This window comes from Plantibacter sp. LMC-P-059a (assembly GCF_030209505.1).
In the GTDB taxonomy this organism is placed as follows: domain Bacteria; phylum Actinomycetota; class Actinomycetes; order Actinomycetales; family Microbacteriaceae; genus Plantibacter.
Genome location: NZ_JARVRZ010000004.1, coordinates 235,439 through 253,704 on the forward strand (window position 1 = coordinate 235,439; position 18,266 = coordinate 253,704).

The 18,266-nt window shown below is 71.2% G+C and carries 15 protein-coding genes; 9 read left to right on the top strand and 6 right to left on the bottom strand.

The annotated features are described in order from the left end of the window. Positions 1 to 296: 296 nt before the first annotated feature. A complete protein-coding gene (locus tag QRN27_RS10670) occupies positions 297 to 2,276 on the bottom strand; it encodes a M13 family metallopeptidase (RefSeq protein ID WP_285042216.1) in 1,980 nt (659 codons plus the stop codon). Positions 2,277 to 2,425: 149 nt separating this feature from the next. On the opposite strand from QRN27_RS10670, the gene QRN27_RS10675 reads away from it, so the two are divergent. The 7 genes from QRN27_RS10675 to QRN27_RS10705 all read left to right on the top strand — a co-directional run bounded on the left by QRN27_RS10675 (position 2,426) and on the right by QRN27_RS10705 (position 11,293). Continuing rightward, positions 2,426 to 5,383 carry a VTT domain-containing protein gene (locus QRN27_RS10675; protein WP_285042217.1) on the top strand — a complete coding sequence of 986 codons (2,958 nt, stop codon included), beginning with the start codon at positions 2,426 to 2,428 and terminating at the stop codon, positions 5,381 to 5,383. A 9-nt stretch (positions 5,384 to 5,392) separates the two neighbouring features. Further along, positions 5,393 to 6,733, top strand: coding sequence for an MATE family efflux transporter (locus tag QRN27_RS10680; RefSeq protein WP_285042218.1), 1,341 nt, complete (start codon positions 5,393 to 5,395; stop codon positions 6,731 to 6,733). 99 nt (positions 6,734 to 6,832) lie between these two features. Beyond that, positions 6,833 to 7,408: a hypothetical protein gene (locus QRN27_RS10685; RefSeq protein WP_285042219.1), complete on the top strand. Its 576-nt coding sequence runs from the start codon at positions 6,833 to 6,835 to the stop codon at positions 7,406 to 7,408. Positions 7,409 to 7,576: 168 nt separating this feature from the next. Then, complete coding sequence (locus QRN27_RS10690) at positions 7,577 to 8,494, top strand: ABC transporter ATP-binding protein (RefSeq protein WP_285042220.1); 918 nt, start codon at positions 7,577 to 7,579, stop codon at positions 8,492 to 8,494. After that, positions 8,491 to 9,381, top strand: a complete 891-nt coding sequence (locus QRN27_RS10695; RefSeq protein WP_285042221.1) for an ABC transporter permease — start codon at positions 8,491 to 8,493, stop codon at positions 9,379 to 9,381. Before QRN27_RS10690 ends, QRN27_RS10695 begins: the two co-directional genes overlap by 4 nt. 35 nt (positions 9,382 to 9,416) lie before the next feature. Beyond that, positions 9,417 to 10,667: a sensor histidine kinase gene (locus QRN27_RS10700; protein ID WP_285042222.1), complete on the top strand. Its 1,251-nt coding sequence runs from the start codon at positions 9,417 to 9,419 to the stop codon at positions 10,665 to 10,667. Then, positions 10,664 to 11,293: a response regulator gene (locus tag QRN27_RS10705; protein WP_285042223.1), complete on the top strand. Its 630-nt coding sequence runs from the start codon at positions 10,664 to 10,666 to the stop codon at positions 11,291 to 11,293. The genes QRN27_RS10700 and QRN27_RS10705 overlap by 4 nt, the downstream gene beginning before the upstream one ends. 49 nt (positions 11,294 to 11,342) lie before the next feature. On the opposite strand, the gene QRN27_RS10710 is transcribed toward QRN27_RS10705, so the two are convergent. The 4 genes from QRN27_RS10710 to QRN27_RS10725 form a co-directional block, all read right to left on the bottom strand. Then, the gene (locus QRN27_RS10710) at positions 11,343 to 12,647 is read right to left on the bottom strand and encodes a glycoside hydrolase family 125 protein (protein ID WP_285042224.1); all 1,305 of its coding nucleotides are present in this window, start codon (positions 12,645 to 12,647) and stop codon (positions 11,343 to 11,345) included. Positions 12,648 to 12,680: 33 nt separating this feature from the next. Beyond that, positions 12,681 to 13,082, bottom strand: a complete 402-nt coding sequence (locus QRN27_RS10715; RefSeq protein WP_285042225.1) for a YbjQ family protein — start codon at positions 13,080 to 13,082, stop codon at positions 12,681 to 12,683. After that, the gene (locus tag QRN27_RS10720) at positions 13,079 to 14,365 is read right to left on the bottom strand and encodes an amidohydrolase (RefSeq protein ID WP_285042226.1); all 1,287 of its coding nucleotides are present in this window, start codon (positions 14,363 to 14,365) and stop codon (positions 13,079 to 13,081) included. The genes QRN27_RS10715 and QRN27_RS10720 overlap by 4 nt, the downstream gene beginning before the upstream one ends. An 80-nt stretch (positions 14,366 to 14,445) precedes the next feature. Next, entirely contained in the window at positions 14,446 to 15,513 is a 1,068-nt protein-coding gene (locus QRN27_RS10725; protein WP_285042227.1) for a LacI family DNA-binding transcriptional regulator, read from the bottom strand. Positions 15,514 to 15,637: 124 nt separating this feature from the next. Between QRN27_RS10725 and QRN27_RS10730 the strand changes: the two genes are divergently transcribed. After that, positions 15,638 to 16,879, top strand: a complete 1,242-nt coding sequence (locus tag QRN27_RS10730; RefSeq protein ID WP_285042228.1) for an MFS transporter — start codon at positions 15,638 to 15,640, stop codon at positions 16,877 to 16,879. 20 nt (positions 16,880 to 16,899) lie between these two features. Here the strand turns inward: QRN27_RS10730 and QRN27_RS10735 are convergent, their stop codons facing one another. Next, the gene (locus QRN27_RS10735) at positions 16,900 to 17,349 is read right to left on the bottom strand and encodes a hypothetical protein (RefSeq protein WP_285042229.1); all 450 of its coding nucleotides are present in this window, start codon (positions 17,347 to 17,349) and stop codon (positions 16,900 to 16,902) included. Between the two features lie 115 nt (positions 17,350 to 17,464). On the opposite strand from QRN27_RS10735, the gene nucS reads away from it, so the two are divergent. Next, complete coding sequence (gene nucS / locus QRN27_RS10740; RefSeq protein WP_285042230.1) at positions 17,465 to 18,160, top strand: endonuclease NucS; 696 nt, start codon at positions 17,465 to 17,467, stop codon at positions 18,158 to 18,160. Positions 18,161 to 18,266: the final 106 nt, after the last annotated feature.

The following is an 18,266-nucleotide window of genomic DNA, read 5'->3' on the forward strand; positions in this document are numbered from 1 at the left end:
CGCCCGCCGGGGGACGGCGGGCGTTCAGGCGGCATCGACGGTGACGCTGCTGTGAACCGGACGGATCGGACCAGGTCCACCCAGGCGCTGTTCGGGTCTCGCGCCGCGGGCTTCACGGGTGCATCGGGATGACGATTCGTCGACTCCAGAGCGATTCTGACAGCGACCGACGCCCCTCCACAGGTCCCAATAGAGGGGACATCGGGGAGGGGCGACAGGCGTGGGTGGCCCTTCGACGCGCGGTTCCTGCCCTTCGACAGGCTCAGGGACCGGGGGCCAGGTGCCGCGTGCCGGTGCTACCAGATGGTGACGCGCTCCTCGGGGGCGAGCCAGGCTGCGTCGGACTCCGTCACGCCGAACGTCTCGTAGAAGGCATCGATGTTGCGGACGATCTGGTTGCAACGGAACTCGTTCGGTGAGTGCGGGTCGATCGACAGGAGGCGGATGACCTCGGCGTCGCGGCCCTTCTGCTGCCAGGCCTGGGCCCAGGAGAGGAAGAACCGCTCCGCACCCGTGAGGCCGTCGACGACCGGCGGCTCCGCGCCCTCGAGCGACAGGAGGTACGCCTTCCAGGCGATGCCGAGCCCGCCGAGGTCGCCGATGTTCTCGCCGATCGTGAGCGCACCGTTGACGTGGTGGTCGGGCACCTGTGCGGGCGCGAGGGCGTTGTACTGCTCGATGAGCGACGCGGTGCGCTCCTCGAAGGCGGCGCGGTCGGCCTCGGTCCACCAGTCGGTAAGTCGGCCGTCGCCGTCGAACTTGGAGCCCTGGTCGTCGAAGCCGTGGCCGATTTCGTGACCGATGACCGCCCCGATGGCCCCGTAGTTGGCGGCGGCGTCGCGGCCGGCGTCGAAGAACGGGTACTGGAGGATGGCGGCGGGGAAGACGATCTCGTTGAAGCCGGGGTTGTAGTAAGCGTTGATCGTCTGCGGCGTCATGAACCACTCGTCGCGGTCGAGCGGCTTGCCGATCTTCCCGAGCTCCCGGTCCATCTCGAAGCGGCTGGCGCGACGGACGTTGCCGAGCAGGTCGTCGGCGTCGAGCTCGAGCGCCGAGTAGTCGCGCCACTTCACGGGGAAGCCGATCTTCGGCGTGAACTTGTCGAGCTTCTCGAGCGCACGGGTGCGGGTCTCGGGGCTCATCCACTCGAGGTGTTCGATGCTGTCGCGGTACGCCTCGACGAGGAACCCGACGAGGACGTCCATCTCGTCCTTGGCCGAGGTGCCGAAGTGGCGGTCGACGTAGATGCGTCCGACGGCCTCACCGAGCATGCCCTCGACGAGCGAGACGCCGCGCTTCCACCGCTCGCGCTGCTGCGGCGTGCCGGTGAGCGTCTTGCCGTAGAAGTCGAAGTTGGCCCGGCCGAACTCCTCCGAGAGGTACGGGGCGGCACCGTGGACGACCTTCCAGGCCAGCCAGTCCTTCCACGACTCGAGCTGCTCGCCGACGAGGAGCTCACCGAGGCCTTCGAGGAAGCTCGGCTCGCGGACGACGAGCTCGGCGAACACCTCGTCCGCGGCGCCGATCGCGTCGCGCCAGACGGCGAGGTTCGGGCCGTCGAGATCGGCACCGGCCGCGAGGGCCGCCGCTTCGTCCCAGCCGTACAGGTTGTAGGTCTTCTCGCTGTCGCGGGTGGCGACGTTGTCCCAGTGCTTGGACGCGATCGCGGTCTCGAGCGCGAAGACGCGGTCGGCACGCCCTGCGGCGTCGTCGAGGCCGGCGAGTTCGAACATCGTCTGGAGGTGGGCGCGGTACGCGTCACGGATCTCGGCGAAGGTGTCCTCACGGAAGTAGGACTCGTCGGGGAGGGTGATGCCACCCTGCTCGGCGAAGACGAGGTAGCGCTCAGGGTTGCCCGGGTCGTTGTCGACGAAGAGCTGCAGGAAGCCGCCGACGCCCTCGGCCTCGAACTCACCCGACAGCCGCAGGAAGGCCTCGATGGAGTCGACGGCCGCGACGCGGGCGAGCTGGTCGGCGAGCGGGGCGGCACCGAGTTCGTTGGCGCGGTCGACGTCCATGAAGCTGGCGTACAGGGCGCCGATCTTCACGCCCTCCGGGCCATCGGGGTTCGACTGCGACTCCTCGATGATGGCGCGGACCGCGTTCTCCGCGTCCTCCGCGAGCTGGTGGAACGACCCCCAGCGGGCCTTGTCGTCGGGGATCTCGGTCCGGTCGATCCACTTGCCGTTCACATGCCGGAAGAGGTCGTCCTGCGGCCGGACGGCCGGGTCGAGTTCGGAGCGGTCGATGCCGGAGGCGAGCTGCGCGTCAGTCATGCGGTTCAGCCTAGCGACGGCTCCTGACGACGGGTCGGGAGTTCTCTCAGAGCTGGAAGACGGCTCGGGTCCACCATCGGTGGAGCGGTGTCGAACGTGGGTCGACGGGTGAGGGACTACCGTGGACGCACCGGTCGGAAGGAGCCCGCGTGGACTGGTTGTCCGAGTTCCCGCCCGGAGTCCTGCTGCTGGTCGTCTTCCTGGTCGTCGCGGTCGAGAGCCTCGGCGTCCCCCTGCCGGGTGAGACGGTGCTGATCGGCGCGACGCTCCTCGCGGCGACGAGCGGTCTGAACCCCGTGTTCGTCGCAGCGGCCGCCGCGGGCGGGGCGATCCTCGGCGACTCGATCGGGTACTGGATCGGCAAGCGCTACGGGCGGCGACTCCTCTCGGTGCTCAACCGTCGGTTCCCGAAGCAGGTGGGCCCGAAACGGCTCGGTGCCGCGGTGCACCTCATGCGTCGTTGGGGGCCGTGGGCGGTGTTCGTCGGACGGTTCATCGCCGTCCTCCGCATCTTCTCCGGACCGCTGGCCGGCATGTTCCGGATGACCTACCCGCACTTCCTGCTCGCCAACGCCGCCGGTGGTATCGCCTGGGCATCGCTCGTCGTGACCGTGGTCACGCTGCTCGGCAGTGCGGCGACCGAGTTCCTGCACCGCTTCTCCTGGGCGGCCCTCGCCCTCGCGGGTGCTGCTGCGGTCGTGATCGCCGTCGTCCTCGTCTTCCGCGCGCGTCGGCGCGCCGCCCGACCGGTCGCGGAACGCACCCCGGTCTCGCTGACCGAGGCGGAACTCGACGAGCTGCTGTCGCCGTCCGGCTCGGCGGCCCTGGCATCAGAGGCGCAGCAGACCACGCCGAGGGCTCCGACGTCGAGCGCCGCTCCCATCCGGACCGACCTGCGCGCAGCGATCGCCGCGGTCTTCACCCCGCTCCGCTGGGCGCTGAGGACGACGCCGGCGACCACCGCCTTCGTGACCGTCTTCGTCGCGTTGGGGGTCGTCACCGGCGGGCTGTGGCGCCCGATCGACCAGGCCGCCTGGTACCCGTCGTTCGCCTACGGGGTCCCGAGTCTCGAGGCCGGTCGTTGGTGGACGGTGCTCACGGGCATGTTCATCACCGCCGACCCGCTCACCTATCTCATCGCGATCCTCGGAGCCGCGGTGTTCGGCGGATGGGTCGAGGCTCGGTTCGGCACGCTGCGTGCGTCGGCGATCTTCCTGTCCGGGCACCTCGTCGGCATCCTCGGAGCCCTCGGGGCGGCGACCGCGCTCGCGCAGCTCGACTGGCCGTGGGCGCAGTCGCTCACGACGACCCTCGACGTGGGCCCGAGCTGCGGCATCCTCGCCTGTGTTGCCACCGCCACCGCGTTCATGCGGTCCCCGTACCGGCTGCGCTGGCGGCTCCTCCTGCTGTCGTGGGTGTCGATCGCCCTCCTCTACGTCGGGAAGATCGACGACCTCGAGCACTGGATCGCGACGGTGGTGTTCGTCGTCGTCGCCCGACTCCTCATCGGAGAACACCGTTCGACACCGCGACCGACGATGCGGGACTGGCGGCTCTTCGCGGTCGCCGGGCTGCTCGTCATCGGCGCGGTGCAGCTGCTCGTCACCCTCGTGCCGCTCGACGGGCCGCTCGGTTCCACCACCCTGACGCAGGGCTCCATCCTCGACGTGGGGCTCGACACGGTCGCGATCCTGCTGATCGCGAACTGGCTCCGGCGCGGGCACCGCTGGGCGTGGTGGGCGGCGATGGTCCTCACCGTCGGCAACCTGCTCACGACCCTCGCCCTCGTGGCGTTCACCTGGTTTGCGATGGTGCCGCTCGTGGCGTCGACGATCTGGATCTCGGCGAGCGTGCTCTGGGTGGGGCAGGCGGTGGTGCTCGTGCTCTCGCGGCACGCCTTCCGGGTGGCGGCGAACCAGACCAGGCGGCGACTGCCCGGCGCGGTCGGGCCGGGAGCACGGCGGGCGAGGGCGCGAGCCGCGGAGCTGCTCCGCGAGGACGGCGGCGGACCGTTGTCGGCGTCGGCGCTCCGACCGGAGAACCGGATCTTCGTCACGACGGACGGCGGTCATGCCGTGGTCTACCAACAGCACGCGGGCGTCGCCCTGGCACTCGGTGAACCGATCGGCGCAGGCGATGGTGCCTCGGACGCGGTGCTGGCGTTCGCGGCGGCGGCCGAGCAGGCAGGGTTGACCCCGGCCGCGTTCGCGGTGCGGGAGCCGGGCATCGTGCCCGATGGGTGGCGCGTGTCGCCGCTCGGGCGGGACCTCGTGCTCGAGTTGTCTGCGGTGGACGAGGCGGCCGACCAGAGCGACAGTGCCGGCGAGCCGGCCGACGACGGTGCCATCGCGGAGCCCGCGTGGTTGTCGATCCTGCTGCCATCGGACGAGCTGCCCTGGGAGCTGCGCAGCCAGATCCGTGCGCTGACCTCGGTGTGGGTCTCGGACCGGCGGGTGCCCGAACTGGGGCTCACCGTGGGCACGAGTGTCGAGACCGCCCGTGGCGCAGGGCAGGGTCAGGCAGCGGCTCGGAGCTCCGTCGTGACCGACGCCCGTGGTGCGGTGCTGGCGGCACTGACGTGGCTGCCGATCCCCGGACCCGGCGTCACGGTCGGCGGCTGGGCCCTCGACACGGTCCTGCGCGCAGTGACGACCGACGCGCCGGACACCTCGGACGCGCCGTCCTCCTCGGACGTCGGCCGCGCCGTCGAGCGGGCACTGACCGACGCCTGCCGTCGGTTCGCCGCCGAGGGGGCGTCGACGGTCTCCTTCGCGGCGTCTGGCCTGGCGCGCGACGGCTCGGAGCCCGACGGTGTCGCCGTGCGCACGGTGGCCGGCATCGCCCACCGCGTCGATCCGCTGCACGGTTTCGCCGAGATCGCCGCTGTCACGGAACGGCTCGGTGCCGCGCCCGTCGCGCTGTTCCTCGCCTGCCGTGAGGACGCCGACCAGCCGCGGGTCGCCTACGCCGCTGCCGCCGGGTTCCTCACCGGCATCCGCCTGCGCGACCTCCCCGCACTGAGCGGCTCGCTCCTCGTGCGGGAGTCGGACGGGCGCTCCGGAGCGCTGCCCGACGACGCGAGCAGCCGGGTCGGTGGCCACGACTAGGCTCGGCGGGTGACCACGGGACAGGACAGGCGACGACTCCGGCCGGTCGATCGCGACATCCTCCGGCTCGCGGTGCCGGCGCTCGGAGCGCTGATGGCGGAGCCGCTGTTCCTCCTCGCCGACTCGGCGATGATCGGGCACCTCGGGGTCGTCCCGCTGGCCGGCCTCGGCGTCGCGAGCGCGGTCCTGCAGACGGTCATCGGCCTCATGGTGTTCCTCGCCTACGCGACGACCCCCGCGGTCGCCCGCCGGCTCGGCCACGGCGACGAACGCGGCGCGGTCTCGCTCGGCGTCGACGGACTCTGGCTGTCACTCGGCCTCGGTGTCGTGATCGGCGTGGCCGGCTGGTTCCTCTCCCCCACCCTCGTCGGATTGTTCGGCGCGACCGACGCCGTCGCCCAGCAGGCCGACACCTACCTCGGCATCTCCATGCTCGGCATCCCCGCGATGCTGCTCGTGTTCGGCGCGACCGGTCTGCTGCGCGGCCTCCAGGACACCACCACTCCCCTCGTCGTCGCCGGTGCCGGTTTCGCCGCGAACATCGGCCTCAACTTCCTCTTCATCTACGGTCTCGGCCTCGGGATCGCCGGCTCGGCCATCGGCACCGTCATCGCCCAGTGGGGCATGGTCGTCGCCTACCTCGTCGTCGTCCTGCGCCACGCGCGGCGGACCGGGGCCAGCCTGCGCCCGCACCGCGCCGGGCTCGGCGGGGCGGCTCGTTCCGGCGGCTGGCTGTTCCTCCGCACCGTCAGCCTCCGCGCGGCGATGCTCATCGCCGTGTTCGTCGCGACCGACCTCGGCACGGACGAGCTCGCCGGCTTCCAACTCGTCATGACGCTCTTCGCCACCCTCGCCTTCGCGCTCGACGCCCTCGCGATCGCCGCCCAGGCGCTCGTCGGCAAAGGCCTCGGCGCGGGCGACGTGGGCGGGGTCCGCGCCGTCCTCGTCCGATGCCTGCAGTGGGGCGTCGGATCGGGGATCGTCCTCGGCCTCGTCGTCGCACTCGCGAGCCCGGTCATCGGTCTCGTCTTCACGAGCGACCCGAAGCTCGCGGCCCTGATCGTCCCCGCGCTCGTCGTGCTCGCCGTCACCACGCCACTCGGCGGGATCGTGTTCGTCCTCGACGGCGTCCTCATCGGCGCCGGCGACGCGAAGTACCTCGCGATCACCGGCCTGCTCAACACGGTCGTGTTCCTCCCGTTCGCCCTCGCCGTGCTCGCCTGGGCACCAGGCGGACCCACCGGACTCACCTGGCTGGCCCTCGCCTTCTTCGTCGGATACCTCGGCGCCCGAGCGACCACACTCGGACTCCGCGCCCGCACGAGCGGCTGGATGCGCACCGGGATCTGACCGACGATTGGGGAGTCCTCCCCATTGAATCGGCGGCCTCCGTCCACGATCCTGGCCTGTGAGCATCCATCCACGCTCACGATTCCAGGGGGAACCACCATGACCATCGCCACCGCCAGCCACCGTCTCCGCGTCTCGACCGTGACCGCCGTCGCCGTCCTGGGACTGTTCGGGCTCGCCGCCTGCAGCAGCGGATCGGCACCCGCCGACTCCGAGCCGAAGGCGAGCGCGACCTCGGAGGCGGAGGCCACTGAGGACACCACCGAGGACGCACCAGGGTCCGGCGCGACCAAGTGCACCGAGGAGCAGGTCAACACGCTCAGCGCGGCCAGCGGTGTCGCGGTCCCCGCCGCCGGTGTCGCCGCCGCGAAGGCCTCGTTCGCGCCCGCATCCGTCATCGAGGGGCTGACGACCGTGTGCGTGCTGAGCTTCGAGGCGGGTGCCGTGTCCGGCAGCTACGCCGTCGTCTCCGGTGGTGCCGCGAGCCTCACCGCCGCCGCAGCGAACGCCACCAACGCGGGTGGTCAGATCACCGAGGCGGCCGGCACCTTCACCGGATCCCTCGAGGACCTGACGATCGTCGGCGTCCCGTTCACCCAGCTCACCAAGGAGACCGCCGGGTTCGAGAACGTCGAGGACCTCGTGGTCATCGCTTCGACGGCGGCGCTCGGCTAAGACCGGGTTCCGCACCGGCCCGTCCCACCTGCGCCCATCCGCCCTGCTCGGGCGGGTGGGCGCAGGTGCGTCACGGCATCAGCGTCACGGCATCAACCGATCGGTGGATGCCAGGATCAACCGCTCCACCGCTACCGGCCGCCGACGACCCGGACGAGCATGGACACCATGAGCACACGACCGATCATCGAGGTCCGCGAACTGCGCAAGCAGTACGGCGACTTCACCGCCGTCGACGGCATCAGCTTCGACATCCAGGAGGGCGAGACCTTCGCGCTCCTCGGCCCGAACGGCGCCGGGAAGAGCACCACCATCGAGGTCCTCGAGGGGTACCGGCACCGCACGGGCGGGTCGGCGAGCGTCCTCGGCGTCGACCCCGCACACGGCGGCCTGGACTGGAAGGCCCGCCTCGGCATCGTCCTGCAGTCGAGCGCCGAAGCCTCGAACGTCACCGTCCGGGAACAGCTCACCCAGTTCTCCCGGTACTACCCCGAACCGCGCGACGTCGACGAGGTCATCGACGCCGTCGGCCTCACCGCGGCCGCCGGCACGCGCATCGGCAAGCTCTCCGGCGGTCAACGCCGACGGGTCGACGTGGCGCTCGGCGTGATCGGCCGCCCCGCGCTCCTCTTCCTGGACGAGCCGACCACGGGCTTCGATCCCGAGGCCCGGCGGCAGTTCTGGGACCTCATCCGCTCCCTCAAGCGGGACGGCACCACCGTCCTCCTCACGACGCACTACCTCGACGAGGCCGCGCAGCTCGCCGACCGGGTCGCCGTCATCGCCGGCGGACGACTCGTCGAGATCGGCGCGGTCGACGAGATCGGCGGTGCAGCGGCACGGATCCCGGTGGTCCGGTGGCGGGACGGCGACGGGCTCCACGAGGAGCGCACCCAGACGCCGGCGGCACGGGTCGCCGAACTCACCGCCTCGACCGGAGGGGAACCACGCGACCTCGAGGTCATCCGCCCGAGCCTCGAGGACATCTACCTCGGCCTCGTCCACGCGGCGAGCGCCGGTGTTCCCACGGCGACCGCCGGCTCCGCCGATCCGCGCGTCACCCTCCAGACGGGAGCAGGAGCATGAGCCTGACCACGAGCACCAACACATCCACGACATCCACCGATCGCGCTGTCTCGCCGTTCGTCCCGCCGCTGCCCCGTGGCCGGACGCTCCGCCTCGGGTTGAGCCGGATCGGGTACGAGACGCGCATCTACTTCCGTTCCGGCGACCAGGTGTTCTTCACCTTCCTGTTCCCCGTCGTGATGTTGGCGATCTTCTCCGCCGCGTTCAGTGCGATGGGGAACGTCGGCGAGGCACCCGACGGGACGGGCGGGGCCACCCAGGCCGCGTACACCCTCCCGGGCATGATCGCCGCCGGCATCCTCCTCTCCGGCGTCCAGAACCTCGCGACGGACATCGCGACGGAGAAGAGCGACGGCACGCTGAAGCGTCTCGGGGGCAGCCCGCTTCCCGTGGTCAGCTACTTCCTCGGGAAGATGGGGCAGGTCCTCGTGACCTCGATGCTCCAGCTCGCCCTGCTCCTGCTCGTCGCGAACCTCGTCTTCGGCGTCGCGCTGCCGACGGAACCCGAACGGTGGGTCACCTTCGCCTGGATCTACCTCCTCGGGATCGCGACGTCGGCCGTCCTCGGCATCGCGCTGTCGGCGGTGCCACGGAGCGGGAAGAGCGCGACGGCCGTGATCATCCCGATCGTGCTCGTCCTGCAGTTCATCTCCGGCGTGTACCTGTCGTTCGCGATGCTCCCGGACTGGCTGCAGAACGTCGCGAGCGTGTTCCCCGTGAAGTGGATCGCGCAGGGGATGCGGTCCGTGTTCCTCCCGGACTCCTTCGCGGCGCAGGAGCAGTCGGGCGGCTGGGACCTGACGACGGTCGCGCTCGTCCTCGTCGTCTGGGCGGTCGTCGGCCTCGTCCTGACGCGCCTCTCCTTCCGCTGGGTCCGTCGCTCCTGACGACGGCCGGCGCGCGGAAGTGGGAGGGTAAGGACATGGACGGACGACGGTGGTGGGATGTCGCGTTCGGCGCGGGGTGCGTGATCGTGGGCGCGCTCGTGAGCGTCAGCGCGCCCGAAGCGCCGGAGCGGGTGATCGGTGTCTGGGTGGTGCTGGCGGTGCTCTGCCTCGTCTACTACACGGCCGGGCGACGGACCCTCGAGCGTCCACAGGGCGGGCTCTGGTTCGCGATCACCCTCATCGCGCTCACCGCCGTCGGGACGGCGTTCTCACCGAACGTCCTGACCCTGCAGTGCCTCGTGTTCCCGCTGCTGTGGGTGCTGACCCCGGAGACGCGGAATGCGATCGTCCTCAACGTCGCGAGCGCCGCGACGCTCGCCATCGGCTTCATCGTCGGTCGGGGCGCCACACCGGACGCCATCGTGCAGGGGCTCGCGATCCAGAGCGTCTCGCTCGTCTTCGCCCTGTCGCTCGGCCTGTGGATCACCCGGATCGCCGAACTCGGCGATGAGAAGGCACGACTCCTGGTGAGCCTGCAGACGGCTCAGGCCGAGTCGGAACGGGCGAGCCGGGAGGCCGGCGCAGCTGCCGAACGCGAGCGCATGGCACGCGACATCCACGACACGATCGCCCAGAGTCTCACGAGCGTGGTGCTGCTCGCGCAACGTGCCCGATCCGAGATCGGGGTGACCGTCGCAGGCACCCCGGACGCTGCTCCGCTGGACGGCCGCCCGAACGCCGCGCTCGACAGCATCGACCTCATCGAGGGGACGGCGCGCGACGCCCTCCGTGAGGCGAGGACCCTCGTGGCCACGATGGCGGCGATGCCGGCAGCCGACACGACGCTCGGCGACAGTCTCCGCCGCTTGGGCGAGCGGTTCGCCCGGGAGACGGGCGTCGCGGTGGAGATCGACGCGCCATCCGATCGGTTCGAGCGGGCACCGGAGGTCGTGCTGCTCCGGAGCGCCCAGGAGGGTCTCGCGAACATCCGGAAACACGCCGGTGCCGACCGCGCCGAGCTGGTGCTCACCGTCGACGACGGCTGGGCGGAACTCCGGATCTCCGACGACGGGGTCGGCATCGCGGACCCCGACGGAGCGCTCCTCGGAACCAGCCCGGGCGCGGGCTTCGGGCTGCACGGCATGCACGACCGCGTGGCGCTCCTCGGCGGGACGGTGGACCTCACGAGTGCCGCCGGAGCGGGGACGACCGTGGTCGTGCGGGTTCCCGTGAGGATCGAAGCGGGCCCGTCGACACGCACAGGGACCGCGGAGGTCGGACGATGACGCGGATCAGGATCATCGTCGCCGACGACCACCCCATCGTCCGGTCGGGGATCGTCGCCCTGCTGGGTCGGGCCGACGACCTCGAGGTCGTGGCCGAGGTCGCCGACGGTGCCGCCGCGGTCGAGGCGGCCGAAGCACACCACCCCGACCTCGTCCTCATGGACCTCCGGATGCCGGTCCTCGGCGGCGTGGAGGCGACTGCCCGCATCGTGCAGCGCCTGCCCGGGGTGCGGGTACTCGTGCTGACCACCTACGAGACCGACGACGACATCCTCGGCGCCATCGAGGCCGGTGCCAGCGGGTACCTGTTGAAAGCGGCTCCCGAGCAGGAGATCCTCGCCGGCATCCGTTCGGTCGTGTCGGGCCAGACCGTCCTCGCGCCCACCATCGCGGCGACCCTCGTCGGCCGCGTCCAGGGCGGTTCGTCACCGCGCCCGCAGCTGAGCGCCCGGGAGCTGGAGGTCCTCGCGCTCGTCGCCGCCGGCAACAGCAACCGGGCGATCGCCGCCGGACTCTTCATCTCGGAGTCGACGGTGAAGACCCACCTGCTCCACGTGTTCGAGAAGCTCGAAGTCGCCGACCGCACCCGCGCCGTCACCCGGGCGCAGGAGCTCCGGCTGCTCTGAGCCCTGAGCTCCGAGCTCGCAGCCCGGTGCGCGGGTCTCGGTGGCCGGCTCAGGCTCCGCGCGGGACGGGACGCCTGATGTGGGTGCGCAGACCCACGACGTCGAGGACGAACTCGCAGAACATCGCGTTGGCCCAGGAGAACCACGGGCGGGTGAAGGTGACCGGGTCGTCCTTGTGGAAGGACTCGTGCATGACCCCGGTGCCGGCGTCGGTGCGCAGGAGGGTGTCGAGGAGCCGGGCGCGCTCCGCGTCGTCCGTCGAGGTGAGCCCCTCCATGGCGAGGGCGATCGGCCAGATGTGGTCGGGTGGCGTGTGCGGGCTCCCGATCCCGCGGGCGGCGGAGCCGACGAAGAAACTCGGGTCGTCCTCGCTCAGGAGGAACCGCCGGGTGGCGAGGTATCGGGCGTCGTCCGGCGCGCACCAGCCGAGGAACGGCAGCGAGAGGAGGCTCGGTACGTTCGCGTCGTCCATGAGCAGGGCGTTTCCGAATCCGTCGACCTCGTAGGCGTAGACGTCGCCGTACCGGTCGGTCGACACGACCCCGTGGGCGTCGACCGCCGTCTCGAGTTCGAGGCGGAGCGAGCGGGCGTCCGCGGCGAGCGCCTCGTCGTCGAGCACGTCCACCGCGATCGTCTCGACCCCGGCGAGCGTCACCGCGGCGAAGAGGTTGCCCGGCACGTTGTAGCCGTACCGCGTCGCGTCGTCGCTCGGTCGGAACCCCGACCACGAGAGCCCCGTAAACGTGGTCTCCGGGCCGAGTCCGTCGCGGACCAGGGTGTCGGAGAGCGGCGCGTCGAACCGTTGGAACCGGTACGGCGATCGTTCCTCATGGTGCCGCTCGGTGCGCCAGACGCCGATCGCCGCGGTGACGGCGGCGCGATACCGCTCGTCGAGGTGGTCGGAACGACCCGTCGCCAGCCAGAGGTCGTGTGCGAGCTGGAGCGGGTAACAGAGCGAGTCGATCTCGTACTTGCGTTCCCACACCCAGGGTGACGCATCCGTGCGGTCGTCGTGGTGGCCGTGGCCGTTCGGTTCGGCATTGAAGGCGTTGGCGTAGGGGTCGAGAGCGATCGCGTCGAGCTGGCGGCGGTTGACCGCGACGAGGAGGTCGGCCAGCTCGGGCCGGTCGGCCGCGAAGTGGAGATACGGCGCGAGCTGCGCGCTCGAGTCTCGCAGCCACATCGCGGGGATGTCGCCGGTGAGCATGAACACGGTGCCGTCCGGCATGGGCGTCATGGTGCTGTGCAGGGTGTCGGCGAAGCAGCGTTCGAACCGCTCCGCCACCGGCTGGTCGCTGCGCTCGCGCACGGCCGCGGTCGCCTCGGCGATCAGCTCATCGATCCACGCGGTCATGGTGATCCCTCTTCGGTGACGGCCGGCCGGCGATCAGACGCTGCCGCGGGGCTTGGGCGCGTCGGGCTGCGCCGCCGCGTAGGCCGACTGCCCCGTCGCGCCGGGCTCCCCCTCGGGGATCGGGACGAGGTACGCGGCGGTGCCGTAGGCGGTGAGCTGCGTCCAGGCGCCGCCGATGTCGGTCGTCTCGAGACGCATGGCCAGAACCGCGTTGGCACCACGCTGCTCCGCGTCCGCGACCAGGCGCCGCATGACCTCCTGGCGGGACTCGAACAGCAGCTGCGTCATGCCGGGGACCTCGCCACCGCCGAGTGCCGAGAACCCGATGGACATCGAGGAGCCCCAGTCACGGGCCCGCACCGTGAGGCCGACGACCTCACCGAGGACGGCGTCGATGCGGTGGCCGGCCACCGTGTCCGTCGTGACGACGATCATGCGCCGGCCTCCGTTCCAGTCAGGCGGTACAACGCGGCGAGCGAGAGCGCCGCGATGCCGGTGTCGAGGGTGGGGTGGATGAGCGGCGCGAACTTCGCGGAGTGGTTGCCGGGGAGGTCCTGCTCCATGCGCCCGGACGCGTAGGCCGCGGCGAAGGCCTGTGGGTCGGCTCCGCCGAGGATCCAGTAGACGATCGGAGCGTCGGCGGCCGTCGCCAGCATGCCGACGTCTTCGCTGCCCGTGACGACCCCCGGGTCGACGACTCGGTTGGCGCCGAACGCCTCACCGAAGACCGCCGTCACCTCTGCGGTGGCGGCCGGGTCGTTGACGAGCACCGGGAAGGCCTCCGTGTGTTCGATCACCGGTTCGCGTTCGGCACCGGACGCCGCCGCTTCGGCGCGGATGATGCGCTCCATGGACCCCACGACGCGGTTGCGCACGTGCGGTTCGTAGCTGCGGATGTTGACGCCGATCTGCGCCGTGTCGGGGATGATGTTGTTCTTCGTCCCCGCGTGCATGGTGCCGACCGTGAGCACCGCGGTGTCGGTGCCGGCGACCTCGCGCGACACGATCGACTGGAGTCGGACGACCGCCGACGCCGCCATCACGATCGGGTCGATCGTGGACTGGGGGCGGGAGCCGTGCCCGCCTCGGCCGTGGAAGGTGACGCGGTAGGCGTCCGTCGCGGCGAACGAGGGGCCGGCGTGCGTGCCGACCACACCGGCGGGCAGCGGTCCGACGTGCTGACCGAACACGATGTCGGGCTTCGGCACCCGGGTGTACAGCTCGTCGTCGACCATCGCCTGTGCGCCTCCCCCGGCCTCCTCGGCCGGCTGGAAGAGCACCACGAGCGTGCCCGACCAGGTTGCCCGCCGGGCGGCGAGCAGTTCGGCGGCGCCCAGCAGGCAGGTGACGTGGACGTCGTGACCGCAGGCGTGCATGACGGGGACGTCGTTGCCCTCCGGGTCGACCCCGCGCACGACGCTCGCGTAGTCGAGGCCCGTCTCCTCCAACACGGGCAGACCGTCCATGTCGGCACGGAGGAGCACCGTCGGCCCAGCACCGTTCTCCAGGACGCCGACGACGCCCGTGCCGCCGATCCCGGTCGCGACGGCGTACCCGAGGCCCGTGATCCGATCGGCCACGAGCGCCGCGGTGCGATGCTCCGCGAAGGAGAGCTCCGGGTGGGCGTGGAGGTCCTGGTAGACGGGGGCGAGGGCGACGGCCAGCGATGCCGCCTCCTGCTGGACGAGTGCTGCGGTGGCGATGGGCTGGTCGGTCATGGGTCTCCTTCGAGCGTCGTCCTCAACCCTACGGGCCTGGTCCGCCGCGCGGCAGGGGCCCGGGAAACCTCGGGTCGACCTCAGCCCTGTGGAGCGGGGACCGGCGCCGTCGTCGCGCCACGGTGGAAGCGGACCGCGAACTGCTCGGAGTCCGGCTCACGGCCGTCCAGCATCGCGACGATCGCCCGGCCGGCCGCCGAGCCCTTCTCCCGGGAGGGCTGCCAGACCGTCGTCAGGTCGTAGTCGAGCCCCTCGACCCGGATGCCGTCGAACCCGACGACGCTGAGCTCGCTCGGCACGGCGATGCCGAGCTCCTCAGCCGCACGGATCACCCCGGCAGCGAGGAGGTCGCTCTGCGCGGCGACGGCCGTCGGGCGCTCACCCACCGGGACGTCGAGGATCGCGTGGCCGGCGATGCGCCCCTCCTCCAGCGACGACCCCGTGGAGACGAAGCCGCTGGCGCCGGGGAAGACGTCGCGCAGGCCCTGCAGGCGCTCGATGGCGGGGACGGTCGTCGCGCCGCGCTCCCACTCGGGCGTCAGCGGCCCCCGCCGTTCCGTCGGATCGAGGTTGAGGGTGACGACGGCGACGCGCTCGTGCCCGAGCTCGGCGAGGTGCTGCGCCTCCTGCCGAACGCCACCGCGGTTGTCGACGGCGATGTCGGGGACCCCGAGTGCGGCGAGCCCCTCGATCGAGACGATCGGCATCCCGCGGCGGCTGAGCACCGCGACCGAGCTGTCGAGGTTCGGACTGCAGCCGATGAGCACGACCCCGTCCATCGGCGCGTTGCTCAGCTGGAGGGTGCCCTCCTGGGCGTCGTTCAGCAGGAGGAGACCCGCACCGACTGCACCCAGCTCGTCGGCCAGCCCGTCGAGCGTCTGCACCATGACCGGGTCACGGAAGGAGTGCCCGATCCGACCGGCGACGACGGCTCCGACGATGCCGCTCCTACCCTGACGCAGCGAGCGGGCGCGGGGGTCCGGGCCGCCGTAGTCGAGGTCGGCCGCGGCCTGCAGCACGCGTCGTTTGGTCGCCTCGGAGACCGGCCCGGCGCCGCTGAACGCGAGGGAGGCGGTCGACTGGGACACCCCGGCGCGCTCGGCGACATCGGCGAGCGTCGGTCGTGAGGGGCGTGATTCCTGGTCCACGATCTGCTAGCTTAGTCGACGGAATCGAATCGATTCGACTCTGCTCGGATCGACGCCGATCCGACGACGACCCACCCGTTCCACCCAGCGCTCCGGCGCCCGAAGCACCGATCCCGAGGACCCCGTGTCAGAGCCGACCACCCCGCCGACCGCACCCGTCGCCGTGCGTCCCCGCCGCGAACTCCTCGCCTGGCGCAACGCGATCTTCGTGATCTTCGCGCTCAGCGGCCTCAGCATCGCCACCTGGGTCGCGCGCTTGCCCGCGATCCGCGACAACCTCGACCTCACCACCGGGACGGTCGGGCTCCTCATCCTCGGCATGTCGATCGGGTCGATCCTCGGCCTCATCGCCTCACAGCACATCCTCGGCCGGCTCGGCCCGCGGCACGGGATGCAGCTGACGCTCGGACTCATCTCCGTCGGGCTGCTCCTCATCGGCATCGGCGCGAGCCTCGTCCCGATGGCGGGCATCGTCCTCGTCGGGCTCGTCATCTTCGGCTTCGGCAACGGCGCCCTGGACGTCATGATGAACGTCGAAGGGGCGGCGGCGGAGCAGGAACTCGGCAAGACGGTCATGCCGTTCATGCACGCGTGCTTCAGCTTCGGAACCGTCGCGGGTGCCGGGCTCGGCGCCCTCGCGTCGGCCGCCGGTGTCGAGGTCATCTGGCACGCACTGATCCTCGCCATCGCCATCGCGGTCGCCGCCGTCATCGCCGTCCGCTTCGTCCCGACGGAGCAGGCGGCCGTCGGCCTCGACGACACCCCGAAGACGCCCTGGCGCGAACGGCTGCGCGAGAGCCTGTCCGTCTGGGCGGACGGCCGACTCATCCTCATCGGCGTCATCATGCTCGGCATGGCGTTCGCCGAGGGCAGCGCCAACGACTGGCTCGCCCTCGCCGTGGTCGACGGCCACGAGCAGAGCAACACGACGGGCGCGCTCGTCTACGGCGTGTTCGTCACCGCGATGACCGTCGGCCGTATCGTCGGCGGGCCGCTCATCGACCGCTTCGGCCGCGTGCCGGTGCTGCAGGTGTCGGCGGGTGCCGCGATCGCCGGGCTCGTGCTGTTCATCCTGACGCCGGTGACGGGCCTCATGGTCCTCGGCACCGTGCTGTGGGGGCTCGGCGCCTCGCTCGGCTTCCCGGTGGGCATGTCCGCCGCGGCCGACGACTCCAAGCACGCCGCGGCACGGGTGAGCGCCGTCGCGATGATCGGGTACTGCGCGTTCCTCGTCGGGCCACCGCTCATCGGCATCCTCGGCGACAGCATCGGACTCCTCAACGCCCTGTTCGTCGTCCTCGTCCTCATCGTGCTCGCCGGCCTGGCCTCCCCCGCCGCGCGCGAGAGCAGCCGCCGGAAGCGCTGACACCCGTCGGTCGTCTCGGCTCAGGTGACGCTGGCGACGCCGATGGCGGCCACGACGGCGACGATGATCGCGACCGCTCCCAGGGAGACCAGCCAGATGTGCCCGAGGGAGAAGTACCGCACCCGCACGCCTCGGGCACGGAACGCCGCCAGCCACGGGTAGATGCCGCTCTCCTTGAGGATCGGCCCGACCGCCAACACGCCGCCGGGACGCACCATCGCCGCACGCGCTGCGAACGAGAAGTCGACCCGGCGCTTGAGGTCACCCACTTTGAAGGTCAGGAGCGCCATCGAACCGCCGACCTGCAGCGCGCTGAGAGGTGTGTCCATCACGGTCTCGGACGGCTGGCCGGTCCGGTCGAGGACGCTGAGCACGAACCGGTCGTCGTGCAATTCGATCCGGGCCGGCACCCCGCTCATCTGCGTGACGCCGCGGAACATCGTGACGTCGTGCGAGAGGAGGGGCTTCATCCGGCTCACTCTAACGGCGAACCGGATGCCGCCCGACCAGCTGCATGGGCGGCTCGAACGCGGTTCGCCACCATCGAGTCACCCGCTTCCGCGGCTCGCCTTCTAGACTCGTCTGGTGCGTCTCGTCATAGCCCGCTGTTCCGTCGATTACGCCGGACGCCTCAGTGCCCATCTGCCCCTCGCCACCCGGCTCCTCATGGTGAAGAACGACGGCAGCCTCCTCGTCCACTCCGACGGCGGTTCCTACAAGCCGCTCAACTGGATGAGTCCGCCCTGCACCCTCACCACCGTCGAACCCGACGAGACGCAGGCGGCCTCCGGGATCACCGAACTCTGGAAGGTCACCCACAAGAAGACGGGTGACGCGCTCATCGTCTCGATCCACGAGGTCCAGCACGACAGCGCCCACGAGCTGGGCGTCGACCCCGGCCTCCAGAAGGACGGCGTCGAGGCGCACCTGCAGAAGCTCCTCGCCGAACAGATCGAGCTCCTCGGCGACGGCTACCGGCTCATCCGTCGCGAGTACATGACAGCCATCGGTCCGGTCGACATCCTCGCCACCGACGCGAGTGGCGCCTCCGTCGCGGTCGAGCTGAAGCGCCGCGGCGACATCGACGGCGTCGAGCAGCTCACCCGCTACCTGGAACTCATGAACCGCGACCCGCTCCTCGCCCCCGTGCAGGGTGTGTTCGCCGCACAGGAGATCAAGCCGCAGGCGCGCACCCTCGCGCAGGACCGCGGGATCCGCTGCGTCGTCCTCGACTACGACGCGATGCGCGGCCTCGACGACAGCGAGTCCCGCCTCTTCTGATCGTCCGCAATTCAGGACGGCCTCGGCGCGTCGGACACGACACACCGAGGCCGCTCGCGGACACGCCGCACCCGTCCTGAATTGCGAACGGCACCATCTCGCGTCG

Bases quoted from the DNA above. Each gene is read 5' to 3' on its own strand.
- QRN27_RS10670 (WP_285042216.1), bottom strand. From the start codon at position 2,276: ATGACTGACGCGCAGCTCGCCTCCGGCATCGACCGCTCCGAACTCGAC.
- QRN27_RS10685 (WP_285042219.1), top strand. From the start codon at position 6,833: ATGACCATCGCCACCGCCAGCCACCGTCTCCGCGTCTCGACCGTGACC.
- QRN27_RS10690 (WP_285042220.1), top strand. From the start codon at position 7,577: ATGAGCACACGACCGATCATCGAGGTCCGCGAACTGCGCAAGCAGTAC.
- QRN27_RS10695 (WP_285042221.1), top strand. From the start codon at position 8,491: ATGAGCCTGACCACGAGCACCAACACATCCACGACATCCACCGATCGC.
- QRN27_RS10700 (WP_285042222.1), top strand. From the start codon at position 9,417: ATGGACGGACGACGGTGGTGGGATGTCGCGTTCGGCGCGGGGTGCGTG.
- QRN27_RS10705 (WP_285042223.1), top strand. From the start codon at position 10,664: ATGACGCGGATCAGGATCATCGTCGCCGACGACCACCCCATCGTCCGG.
- QRN27_RS10710 (WP_285042224.1), bottom strand. From the start codon at position 12,647: ATGACCGCGTGGATCGATGAGCTGATCGCCGAGGCGACCGCGGCCGTG.
- QRN27_RS10715 (WP_285042225.1), bottom strand. From the start codon at position 13,082: ATGATCGTCGTCACGACGGACACGGTGGCCGGCCACCGCATCGACGCC.
- QRN27_RS10720 (WP_285042226.1), bottom strand. From the start codon at position 14,365: ATGACCGACCAGCCCATCGCCACCGCAGCACTCGTCCAGCAGGAGGCG.
- QRN27_RS10735 (WP_285042229.1), bottom strand. From the start codon at position 17,349: ATGAAGCCCCTCCTCTCGCACGACGTCACGATGTTCCGCGGCGTCACG.